At 55.0% G+C, this 242-nt stretch carries 1 protein-coding gene; it reads right to left on the bottom strand.

Features of this window, described 5'->3' with window-relative positions:
- A partial coding sequence (locus tag A2F46_RS11980; RefSeq protein WP_197457686.1) for a CidA/LrgA family protein occupies nt 1-136 on the bottom strand: 136 nt, incomplete at its 3' end.
- Nucleotides 137-242: the final 106 nt, after the last annotated feature.

A 242-nucleotide genomic window follows, 5' to 3' on the forward strand; every position in this document is an offset into this window, starting at 1 on the left:
CCGCCTTTACCCACCCCAGCTGCAACAACACAAACAACATTCCCATGCCAATGATGCTGGCGGGAAAGCGGAGATGAGTGAGGTAAACCACGCCTTGGCCAACAGCCAAGCAACCAACCGATGCGTGGCTCTCCACGCAATTGGGGCGCCCATGCCGCTTGTTTTACTTAGGATCAAAATCGCACCGCATCTTGAATCACAACGGTGGGGAACTGAGCTTTGCCGATGGCGCACCTTACTTG

Origin of the sequence: Snodgrassella sp. CFCC 13594 (assembly GCF_001590725.1) — a bacterium.
In the GTDB taxonomy this organism is placed as follows: Bacteria; Pseudomonadota; Gammaproteobacteria; order Burkholderiales; family Neisseriaceae; genus Snodgrassella.